This window comes from Mesorhizobium sp. M1A.F.Ca.IN.020.06.1.1 (genome assembly GCF_004023265.1).
Lineage (GTDB): Bacteria > Pseudomonadota > Alphaproteobacteria > Rhizobiales > Rhizobiaceae > Mesorhizobium.
In genome coordinates this window covers 1-8929 of the sequence record NZ_RZSR01000137.1, presented here as the reverse complement: position 1 = coordinate 8929, position 8929 = coordinate 1, and the positions used below count along the sequence as shown (strand labels likewise).

Sequence of the window (8929 nt, the reverse complement as noted above, 5' to 3'; positions counted from 1 at the left end):
CTTTCGGCTTGAAGAAGGTCCGGTAGTAAAATCCCACCGGCATGAACCGCGAAAATCGGTTCATCACGAAGCCGCTGTCCCTGCGGGCGGAGCGGCTGACGTTTTGCGCTCGAACCGCAAGACCCTCAGAAATCGGATGACGATCGGCAAAGACGCTCACGTCATTGCCGATCTGGACCAGCGTGTTGGCATCTTGCGCGGCCATCGTAAGGATACCGCGGGGTCTGTGATACTTGAACGACCGTGACAGTATCCACTCGTCGTTCGCAGCAAGGGCCGACGCAATGGTGTCCCCGGTTACGCCCTCGTACTCTCTTCCATCGAAGGTGAACTCGACCTTTTGCAATCCATCGATAAGCAGCCCCTGCCGCTGTGCCGGCTTATTCATCGCACCTCTCCCAAGGGACCATCCGCAGGCACGGCGAAAGTGGCCAGTATCTCGTCGGTTATCGTGTTTCGCTCAGCAAGAAACCAGAAGTTCGAAGGCGTGTGGCACCACCACTCGCGAACGATGCCCGCCGTGTTGTTGGACATCCAGAGGTAATCGGACCACTCTTTGTCGCTGGCGCTCGTCGGGTCGATGTGCTGGTGGACTTCGCCATGGCACTGGAACTCGGTTATGTTTCGCGGCCCATTGAGAGGGCATGTCATGACTTTCACTTTAAGCTCCTCAATGGCTGGCGGCGGTAGCGCCCATTTCGTTGACAAGATCGAAGCGCTCGAAGCGATCCAGTTGGAAGGAGCGGATTTCCTCCGGGATGCGGTTGTCGGCGATGGCCTTCGCCAGGAAGAAGCCGCTGGCGGGCGTCGCCTTGAAGCCCCATGTTCCCCAGCCGGCGTCCAGCCAGTAATTCGAGAGCGGACTTTGGCCCATGATTGGACTGTAGTCAGGCGTCATGTCGGTGATACCCGCCCATTGGCGCAAGATTTTCAGCTCCCCGATGAATGGGAAAAGCTCCAGCGCAGAGGCGGCAAGCCCCTCCTTGAGTTCGAGGGTGGATCGCGTGTTGTAGAGTTCATACGGATCGGATCCGCCACCGATGACGAGCTCACCTCTCGCTGACTGCGAAATGTAGCAGTGGAGAGCGGTCGAGGAGACCATCGGATCAAGGAACGGCTTGATCGGATGAGTGACCATCGCCTGGAGAGGATAACTTCTTATCGGCAACTTCAGGCCGACCATCTTCGCGACGACGGACGAGTAACCCGCCACGCACTGCACCACGAGCCCTGCCGAGATGTCGCCGCGGTTGGTCCGGACGCGCGTCACCTTATTGTTTGCAACGTCCATGCCCTGGACTTCTGTACGCTGGTGCAACTCGACACCACGTTCGCATGCTCTGATGGCGTATCCCCAGACCACTGCGTCGTGCCGGGCGATCGCGGCATTCCGGTGCCAGAGACCGGAAAGTATGGGCATGCCTTTGATGTCGAGATTGAGGGAAGGAACGAACTCTTTGATCTGTTTGCGATCAACGATCTCGTTTGCTTCGCCACAGAAAACGCCGGCGTCTGCGCGCAGCCGTAGCGACCGCGATACCCCGTCGGAGTGGGACAGCGTCAACTGCCCTCGCCTGGAGTACATCATGTTGTAGTCCAGCTCGTTCGAGAGCGACTCATACAGTCTCAGCGACTTCGCATAGAACCTGATCGAACGTTGGTCCGTGTAATTCGATCGGATCACGGTGGTGTTTCGGGCCGTGTTGCCGCCGCCGAGATAACCCTTCTCGAGGATCGCAACGCTTCGAATGTTGTGATGCTTAGCCAGGTGATAGGCCAGTGACGCACCATGCCCGCCGCCGCCAATGATCACGACGTCATAGTGCTCCTTGAGATCGGGCGTGAGCGGCACTTCCTGACGCGCCGGGTACCGTTTCGAGATGCCGTACTTCAGAAGGGCAAACACCATAACTCGGGTCCTGTTACTGGTGAGCAGGTTTGAATATCGCTCTTGCAGACGCCGCGACATCGAGTCCGCCCCACACTTACCAGGGGGCTCAGGACGAGAGTGGCATACCTTGGAGATTGTAATTGCCTAAAAGGGACATGAATATTAGATATCCTGCCATATAGCCTCCCCCGCTTTCGAATATTAAATTTGGAGGTACACCATTCTAGATGCGCGTGGCGTTCATTCTGACGACAGGTTATTCGCTGATGGCCACCGCTTCCGCCGTTGAGCCGTTGCGAGCAGCAAATCATCTCGCGGGCAAGAAGCTCTACGAGCTCAGCTTCGTTTCGACCCACGGCGGGCTCGCCAGATCTACGGCAGGAGGGGGTTTTGACACTCTGTCGATGGCAGACTCAGGGTTAGATTTCGACCTTGTCTTCGTTGTCGCGGGCGGAAACCCGATGGCCTATGAAGACCCCGAACTGAACCGATATCTTCGAAAGCTCAACGCGCGAAAGGTAAAACTCGGCGGCATTTCGGGGGGGGCTGCGATCCTTGCCAGGCAAGGCTTGATGGCGAACCGACGATTTGCGGTTCATTGGCAGCATATCGAGGCGCTCGAGGAGCTCTCTTCTGACCTACTTGTAGAGCGGCGCCTCTTCATCATCGACCGCGATCGATATACCTGCGCGGGGGGCGTAGCAGCGCTCGACATGATGCTTGCCATCATTGCTTCCGAGCATGGGACAGTATTTGCTCAAGCCGTCAGCGACTGGTTCATTCATACGCATATGCGATTAGCGAACGAGCCCCAGAGAGCGACCTTGGCTCAGCAACTGAACATCACCCACCCAGCGTTGATTGCCGCCACCGATTTGATGGCGAGCCATATCGCCGACCCGCTGAACGAGCAGCAGATAGCAGGCCTCTCCGGTTTAAGTTCGAGGCAATTGCAACGGCTTTTCAATGAACAAATTGGCGAACCGATCATGCAATTCTATCGGCGAATGAGGCTGGAAAAGGCAAATGAACTTCTTCAGCAGTCGACATTGCCTATAACCGAAATCGCAATAGCCGCGGGGTTCTCCAGTCTTTCGCATTTTTGTCGAGCGTTCCGAGAACAATTCGGTGTAAGCCCTCGGCACCGCCGGACGGATAGCCGAAAGAACATGACCGTGGTTCGTTCGACATAGAGTAGCAGTCGCGGGCCTCTTTGCCTAAACAACTCTCTGCTCTATCGAACTGGAACGAATATCTTCATTCGAGCAAACCAGCCCACAAAGCTGGGCTCTTGCCGCTGGAACCAATGTGCCCGAGATGTAACCCGCCGTTGAAGACCGGTGAAGTCCTCACCATCCGACTGAGAACTTGTTTGACAATCGAAATTCATCTAGCTTGGTGCTTGCGTAAGGCGAATGTCTTCGCTCACGTATTTGCGCAACGTTGAAACGCCCCAATCAATTGCGATGCGGCGGAAATCACTCCCTCGGCCATCAAGATGCGGGCGTGTAAGGCAATTCCAGGTCGCAAGCGCCTGGGAGAGAAATCCACCGCAGGCACTTCCCAATGCTACCGACACCTCACATGCCTAGTTTAGGGAGCGGGATGGAAAAACGGCCGCTCCGCTCGATTGCATGCGCGGCCCGAAGCACGGTCATTTCGTCGAAGTAGCGTCCGACCAACTGGAGCCCGATAGGCAGGCCTTCAGAGTGCATTGCGCAGGGCATTGTCAGCGCGGGGTGACCAGTCATGTTGAAGAACGTCGTATAACGCGTGATCGCATTGCCGATTGCTTCGTTCACGCCATTCCTGGTCACCTTGACGGTCCCGACCTTTTGGGCGATTTCCGGCGTGGCTGGGGTGAGGATCAGATCAACGCCGTCGAAGAGCTTGTTCGTTTCCTGTCGATAGACCTCAACGAATCGCTTAGCCTTGACGTAGTGTTCCGCCAGAATGCACTGCCCGAGCGCGAGGCCCGCGCGGAAATCCGCCCCATAAAGGTGCCCGCGCTCCTGCACGTACGCCGAATGGGCGCTCAGCGCTTCCGGCATCTGCACCGTGAGAGAGACGGTCCGGCTATGCTCCATATCCGGAAAAGCAACGGGAACCAGCATTGCGCCAGCAGTGACGAGGTATTCCTTGACGCTCTCCAGGGCGGCCAGGATCTGATCGTCGGCGCGCTCATAGTAGAAGTTTTTGGGGATGCCGATGCGCAGACCCGGGATGTCCTGCCCCAACGCCTCGCTGTAGTTGTCTACGGGCCGATTGGCCGAAGCAGGATCGGATGGGTCATAGCCAGCAACAATATGTAAGAGATCCGCACAGTCCGCGATCGTCCGGGTCATCAGGCCGACATGATCGAGCGTCCAGCAGTAAGGCACCACGCCCGCCGTCGGGACGCGACCAATGGTCGGTTTTAATCCCACAAGGCCATTAAGCGCGGCGGGCGCGCGAACAGAGCCCCCAGTATCCGTCCCAAGCGCTGCCGGAATCAGACCGAATGCCACAGCGGCGGCCGACCCACTCGAGGAGCCGCCCGCCAAGCGCGTAGGGTCGTACGCGTTTACGCAAGTGCCATAGACCTCGTTTTCGCCTGTTGCTCCGTATGCAAACTCATGCAGATTTGTCTTGCCCAGGCTGATCGCTTTGGCCGCGCGAAGCTTGGCGACAGCGTAAGCATCACTCTTGGCCACCCGATCATGAAAGACTCGGGATCCTGCTGTGGTCAGGACACCTCGAACGTCGAACAGGTCCTTCGAGGCATACGGCACGCCGGCGAAAGAAGATGCGCTCAGTTCGTCGCGAGAAAGGCTCGCAGCCTGCTTCTTTGCATCGTCGATCGTCGGCGTGATGAAGGCCCTCGACAGGACATTGTAGCGGTCAATCCGCTCGGCAAACACGTCGACAAGCTCCGCGGGCGTAATCTGCCGCGTGGAAATCAGCTGTTTGAGGCTCTTAACGTCTCTGAATGCAATATTGTCAGTCATTTGGGATTGCGCCTTGGACACCCATTGCCGGAGGGATGGTTCCGAGATCAATCTTCCGGAGTTGCTCAAGCTCATTCAGCAGATCCTGAAAGCCCGTAATGATTCCCAGCTGCGGATTAACGAGCTCGTTTATCTCCGCTTCCGACCAGCTATGTGAGGCCATTTGCGTGGATATGCCGATCAAGGTTTCTTTCTGGAGTTTCTGCATCGGGTCCTCGCAGAGTTGGCAGCGAGCGTGCGCGCGCGGTCGCGCGCACGCTTGGACGTTTAGCGCACGATCAAGGTCTCGGGAGTTTTGTTGGTCAGGATCTCGCCGCCATTCTCTGTGACCATGACAGTGTTGGAGATGAAGTAGTCGGCCACCTTGGTGTTCGTAAACCAGGAATGGGCGTGAACGACCATGCCAACTTCGATTTTCCGGGTCGACTTGGGGAAGAGGCTTGTCACCATCGAACCGCCCGTCCAGCTTGGCGGGAATCCGATGCCTACCAGATAGCCGCAGTGATGTCGCTGATAGTCGACCAGACCTGCGCCCGCGGCTACTTCGTGCCAAGCATCGTACGCATCGCCCGCCTCGGCGCCCGGCTTCAGGGCCTCACAAATAGCCTTCATACCGCGGATCGCGAGTTCCGCAGACGCCTCAACGCCCTTAGGGGTAGTGCCAATGTAAACCAGCCGGCCCATCGGCGACTGGTACTTGCGATAAGAGGCACAGGTTTCCAGGAAGACCGCATCCCCATTCCTAAATATCTCGCCGCGCCACGTTGTGTGTTCTTCACCGAGGCGGCTGGTCGGGCGGATGAATGGTCCGAAGCCTGGATACTCGCTTCCCTCGAGGATCATCTTGCTGTGATAGGCCGCGGCGACTTCGTAGTCGGATGCGCCATCATGCACAGCCTCGACAGCAGCTAACGTACCCAGATCCACGGCATGAGCCGCCTTACGGGTATATTCCATTTCCAGCGGCGACTTGATCAGACGAATGTCGTCCAAGATGCCAGATCCATCGACCCAGTGAACGCCTGTCTGGTCGTGCTGAATGCGCTCTGCATGTCGTGCCGTGAGGAACAGACTGCGCTTCTCGATGCCGACGCGCTTGCCCGCGAGGCCGAGGTCCTTCATCGCTTGATGAACATAGTCCGAAAGCTCTTCGTGGTCCTTGTGCCCGTAGAACTTCGCATTCGTGACCTGGTTCTCGACTGTGATTCGTTCCATGGCGCGGCAGCTGAGCGCCATTTCTCCATTTCGGTTCAGAACGAGAACGTGTGCCGCGAAGAAGCCCCAATGATCGAGGCCGGTGAGATAATAGATGTTTTCAGGGACAGCGATCACGATCCCATCGAGGTCGCTTTCAGCTAGCGCGCGCTTTGCTTTCGCGAGACGGCGATCAAGTTCCTCTTTGGGAAAAGGGGATTGGAACGTCATAGGTCTTCCCTCCTGTGGTGACGGCTATTGGCCCGCCAATGGTATACCTTAGTAATCCGCAACCCAAAACACCGCAAGTGAAATTCTCCAAATTGTCGGAATTTCTGGTCGTTTAGGGCTTTATCACAGCGAAGCCCTTGCGTCTCGGTGTGTCCAGTGGTACACCAATTGCGCAATTCTGCATCAAACCCAACCAATGGGGGAACCAATGAGATTCAGAACCATATTGGCCACTTTCACCACCGCCGCTGCATTGTTTCTTGGTACTTCTTTCGGTCAAGCCGATGACCTGACCGACCGCGCTAAGGCAGGGAAGCCGATCCGGATCGGCTTCGCACATGAGATCCCCTGGGCTTACCCGGGCGATAAGAATGAGCCCTTGGGCTTTGCCAATGCCATAGCGCTCGGCGTGCTGAAATCCATGGGCTACACGAATATCGAGCCGGTCGTGACCGATTGGGGCGGCCTGATCCCAGGCCTGCAGGCTGGGCGTTTCGATATCATTACAGGTGGCATGTACATAACCGGCAAGCGGTGCGCGAATGTAAGCTTTGCCGAGCCGATGGGGAAATTCGGCGATGCTTTCATCGTGAAAAAGGGCAACCCCAAGCACATTGAGACTTATCAGGACATCAAGAAGACCGGCGCGACGATGGCGACGGTCTCCGGCTTCGTGAATGTCGATGCGGCTCTCAAGGAGGGCATTGCCGAAGACAAGATCATGCAAGTGCCAGGCCTTACAGAGGTTCTTGCTGCCGTAAAAGCTGGCCGGGCAGACGCCGGTGCCGGCAATGACTTCGCGATGAAAGACCTCGTTCAGAGTGCCCCGAATGACATCGAGGTTACCGACTCGGCCGCCCTTCCAGAGTGGACGTTTAATTGGGTCGCCATTGCCTTCAAGCCGGAAGATAAAGACTTTCTGAAGGCCTATAACGAAGCGCAGGCAAAGTACCTCGGAACACCAGAGATGCTGGAAGCTGCTGGAAAATTCAAGTACACGAAGGCTCAGCTACCCGGCGACACGAAGACCGATTGGATTTGCGCAAACAGATAACCTCCCAAGGGGTGGGCGAGCTGCTAGGCGCGTAGCTCGCCCATTTTTTCCAAACTGAGTTGCAATGACTTACATTTCATTCCTCTCTGAGTACGGCGACCGTTTTATAGACGGGATGCTGGTCACCGGCCTACAGTTTCTCTGCTCTTTGGCCCTGGCGACAGCACTCGCGCTGACCTCAGGCCTCATGCTTTTGTCATCCAACCCCGCAGTGAAGGGCGCCGCTGTCATTTACGTGGAGTTCTTTCGCGGAACTTCGCTCCTTGTGCAGCTTTTCTGGCTGTTTTTCGTGCTACCGCTTTTTGGGATAACGCTTGAACCTTTCCTTACGGGGTTCTTGGCGGTCGGACTCAACACCGGTGCCTACGGAGCTCAACTTGTCGTAGGGGCGATTAAATCAGTACCTCGCGGCCAGTGGGAGGCAGCCTATGCACTATCGATGTCACCTGCCAAGCGCATGCGGCGCATAATCATACCTCAGGCATTGGCCATCATGCTGCCGGCTTGGGGCAATCTTGTCATCGAACTGCTCAAGAGCACAGCGCTCGTTGCGCTAATTGCGGTGCCCGATCTCATGTTCGAAGCCAAGCAACTGAATAGCTCGACTTATCTCTCGACTTGGACCTTCGGCACCGCACTCGTCATTTATTACATCTTTGCTCGGTTCCTTATCACGCCAACCATGCGTTCGCTGGAGCGCGTGATGGCCCGTAGAATGGGAAGGAGCTGAGCGATGCATTGGGATTGGCAATTTGCGCTCGAGATCCTGCCTCGGATGCTGTGGGCGACGGTCAATACCCTCATGGCGGCAGGACTTGGCTACGCAATCGCCGCTGTGCTCGGTCTGGTGTTTGCGATCGCTCAGCGCGCACCCTTTCGCCCGCTGACGGTCACAGTCCGCGAGTTCGTAGAGTTCGTCCGCTCAACGCCGCTCGTATTGCAAATCTTCTTTGTCTATTACGTCGGCCCCGAGTATGGGGTTTCGCTGAGCCCTTGGGTTGCAGGTATGATTGCCATTGGCTTGCATTATGCCGCCTATCTCTCCGAGGTCTACCGAGGGGGCATTGAATCTGTTCCCAAGGGGCAATGGGAAGCATGCACCGCGATCAACCTGACCGCCGCACAGGCCTATCGGCGAATAATTCTTCCGCAAGCGTTGCCACCCTCGGTGGCCGGCATGGGCAACTACTTGATCAGCATATTCAAAGATACGCCAATGCTGTCGGTCATCGGCGTAGCGGAACTCATGCAATCCGCTACCGCGATCGGCGGTCAAAACTACCGTTACCTCGAACCGTACACGATCGTTGGCGCCGTGTTTCTGACGATCTCGCTATTCTCTGCCGCCTCTATTCGTGGCTTCGAAGCGTGGGTTCGCCGCAAGTTAGGACTGTACTAATGCAAGACCTGTCATCATTTCCCCTGGAACTGACTGGACCCGAGATCCCAATGGTCAGGTTCATGAATGTGCGGAAAACCTACGGCGATTTCGTAGTTCTGGATAATTTGAACCTGGACGTGGCGCCGGGTGAAATGGTCACCGTCATCGGTCCTTCGGGCTCAGGTAAGACC

The 8929-nt window shown here is 56.7% G+C and carries 11 protein-coding genes; 5 read left to right on the top strand and 6 right to left on the bottom strand.

Annotated features, from left to right (window positions below; all coding sequences use genetic code 11):
- From EOA60_RS08905 to EOA60_RS08895, 3 genes are all read right to left on the bottom strand, one after another.
- A partial coding sequence (locus tag EOA60_RS08905; protein WP_206628112.1) for a 2Fe-2S iron-sulfur cluster-binding protein occupies window positions 1–388 on the bottom strand: 388 nt, incomplete at its 3' end.
- Window positions 385–651 (bottom strand): sarcosine oxidase subunit delta, encoded by a 267-nt coding sequence (locus EOA60_RS08900; RefSeq protein WP_245479260.1) that lies wholly within the window; start codon window positions 649–651, stop codon window positions 385–387. The genes EOA60_RS08900 and EOA60_RS08905, both read right to left, overlap by 4 nt.
- Before the next feature lie 19 nt (window positions 652–670).
- A complete protein-coding gene (locus tag EOA60_RS08895; RefSeq protein ID WP_127335771.1) occupies window positions 671–1909 on the bottom strand; it encodes an FAD-dependent oxidoreductase in 1239 nt (412 codons plus the stop codon).
- Window positions 1910–2118: 209 nt separating this feature from the next.
- Here EOA60_RS08895 and EOA60_RS08890 point away from each other — a divergent pair, with 209 nt between their 5' ends.
- On the top strand, window positions 2119–3084 hold the full coding sequence (locus EOA60_RS08890; protein WP_127335772.1) for a GlxA family transcriptional regulator: 966 nt from the start codon (window positions 2119–2121) through the stop codon (window positions 3082–3084).
- Window positions 3085–3471: 387 nt separating this feature from the next.
- Here the strand turns inward: EOA60_RS08890 and EOA60_RS08885 are convergent, their stop codons facing one another.
- The 3 genes from EOA60_RS08885 to EOA60_RS08875 are packed head-to-tail and all read right to left on the bottom strand — an operon-like array spanning window position 3472 to window position 6303.
- Window positions 3472–4878: an amidase gene (locus EOA60_RS08885; RefSeq protein WP_128311251.1), complete on the bottom strand. Its 1407-nt coding sequence runs from the start codon at window positions 4876–4878 to the stop codon at window positions 3472–3474.
- On the bottom strand, window positions 4871–5086 hold the full coding sequence (locus EOA60_RS08880; protein WP_127336156.1) for a hypothetical protein: 216 nt from the start codon (window positions 5084–5086) through the stop codon (window positions 4871–4873). The genes EOA60_RS08885 and EOA60_RS08880 overlap by 8 nt, the downstream gene beginning before the upstream one ends.
- A gap of 59 nt (window positions 5087–5145) precedes the next feature.
- Window positions 5146–6303, bottom strand: a complete 1158-nt coding sequence (locus EOA60_RS08875) for a Xaa-Pro peptidase family protein (protein WP_127335982.1) — start codon at window positions 6301–6303, stop codon at window positions 5146–5148.
- 208 nt (window positions 6304–6511) lie between these two features.
- On the opposite strand from EOA60_RS08875, the gene ehuB reads away from it, so the two are divergent.
- From ehuB to EOA60_RS38850, 4 genes are all read left to right on the top strand, one after another.
- Window positions 6512–7357: an ectoine/hydroxyectoine ABC transporter substrate-binding protein EhuB gene (gene ehuB / locus EOA60_RS08870; RefSeq protein WP_127335983.1), complete on the top strand. Its 846-nt coding sequence runs from the start codon at window positions 6512–6514 to the stop codon at window positions 7355–7357.
- A 64-nt stretch (window positions 7358–7421) separates the two neighbouring features.
- On the top strand, window positions 7422–8087 hold the full coding sequence (gene ehuC / locus EOA60_RS08865; protein WP_128311249.1) for an ectoine/hydroxyectoine ABC transporter permease subunit EhuC: 666 nt from the start codon (window positions 7422–7424) through the stop codon (window positions 8085–8087).
- A 3-nt stretch (window positions 8088–8090) separates the two neighbouring features.
- Complete coding sequence (gene ehuD, locus EOA60_RS08860) at window positions 8091–8756, top strand: ectoine/hydroxyectoine ABC transporter permease subunit EhuD (RefSeq protein ID WP_128311248.1); 666 nt, start codon at window positions 8091–8093, stop codon at window positions 8754–8756.
- 50 nt (window positions 8757–8806) lie between these two features.
- A partial coding sequence (locus EOA60_RS38850) for an ATP-binding cassette domain-containing protein (RefSeq protein WP_348632706.1) occupies window positions 8807–8929 on the top strand: 123 nt, incomplete at its 3' end.